Here is a 1,482-nt window from a genome sequence, read left to right as displayed (position 1 = left end):
GTGCCGGCCCGCGGGCTAGTGCCCCCCGGGCGGGGGGGGGGGGGGCGGGGGGGGGGGGGGGGCCCCCCCCGGGAACGGGCGAAGGGCGGGTAGGGGACCTCCGCCCCGCGCAGCGGCGACGGTCCGCGGGCGCCGGCGGTGGGTCACGGCGACGGCGCGAGCTCCGACAGCATCTCGGCCCGCACCCGCAGCGTCGCCACCAGCCGCTGGAACGCCTCCGCCCAGTACGCCGAGGCCCCGGCGCCCCCCTCCGCGGGCTCGGCGGCAGCCGTGAGCCCCTCCAGCCGGCCCGCCTCCGCAGGATCGAGGCAGCGCTCCGCCAGCCCCATCACCCCGCTGAAGCTCCACGGATAACCCCCCGCGACCCGCGCCGCGTCCAGCGCGTCCACCACCGCCCGCCCCAGCGCCCCCGCCCACGGCACCCGGCAGACCCCCAGCAGCTGGAACGCCTCCGAGAGCCCGTGCGCCCGCACGAACCGCGCGACCCACTCCGCCCGTTCCCCCTCCGGCAGGGTCTCCAGCAGCTTGGCCCGCTCCGCGAGCGATGCCGTGCCCGGTCCCGCCGCGGGCGGCGCGGATGCCGCGCCCAGCAGGGCCTTCGACCACTGCGCGTCCCCCTGCCGCACCGCCGCCCGGCACCAGGCGGCGTGTATCTCCTCCGCCCACCCGTCGGGCACCGCCAGCGCCACGATCTCCGCCGGCTCCAGCCCCCCGAACCGGTCCCGCCAGCAGGACAGCGGGGCCGCTTCCACCACCTGGCCCAGCCACCACGCCCGCTCCCCGCGCCCCGCGGGCGGCCGTTCGACCACCCCGTCGCGCAGCATCCCCGCGTCGCACTCCGCAGGCGGCTCCACCGCCTCCGGGCCCACGCAGGCCAGCGCCCGCGCCGCCATCCGCCCGGCCAGCGCCGATTCCGGCAGCGCCGACAGCAGTTCCGCCGCCGTCGCCCGGACGTTGCGGCTGCGGTCGCCCAGCGCCGCCTCCAGGAAGGGCTCGTCGGCCATCGACAGCCCCGTCCGCAGCGAGTCGAGGAACATCAGCCGGTCCTCGGCCCGCTCGGTGGCCCACGTGGAGGCCAGCAGCCGGGTCGCCGCCACCGCGTCCCGCGCCCGTACGGCGCCCAGCAGCGCGACCCGTTCCGCGAACAGGCCCTCCTCCCACAGCCGGGTCACCGCCGCCGCGTCGGCGGGGTCGGGCGGTGCGCCGGTACCGCCCGGCGCGCCGCGCAGCGCGAACCGCCATTCGGGATTCAGCCGGGCCAGCCAGAGCCCCCGCGCCCCGGCCAGGGACAGCGCCTGCGGGCGCAGGTCGGTGCGGGCCCGGGCCGCGTCCAGCAGCGCCGGGACCAGCGCCGAAGGCGCCCGATAGCCGTGCCGCCCGGCGGCGGCCAGCCACTGCGGGAGCAGCTCCGTCAGATCCGGGGCGGCCCCCCGCCGCCCGGCGCCGCCCCCGCTCGTACGGCCCGCCAGCAGGTGCGCGAGC

The 1,482-nt window shown here is 80.3% G+C and carries 1 protein-coding gene; it reads right to left on the bottom strand.

Annotation, left to right across the window (positions count from 1 at the left end):
* Positions 1-143: 143 nt before the first annotated feature.
* Positions 144-1,482, bottom strand: a 1,339-nt coding sequence (locus ACFVXK_RS38650; protein ID WP_389622086.1) for a DUF5691 domain-containing protein, incomplete at its 5' end; no start/stop codon positions are given.

This window comes from Streptomyces sp. NPDC058157, assembly GCF_042884105.1.
Classification (GTDB): Bacteria; Actinomycetota; Actinomycetes; order Streptomycetales; family Streptomycetaceae; genus Streptomyces.
Note: the sequence above shows the minus strand (reverse complement) of the source record. Positions and strands in the feature narration are given on the sequence as shown.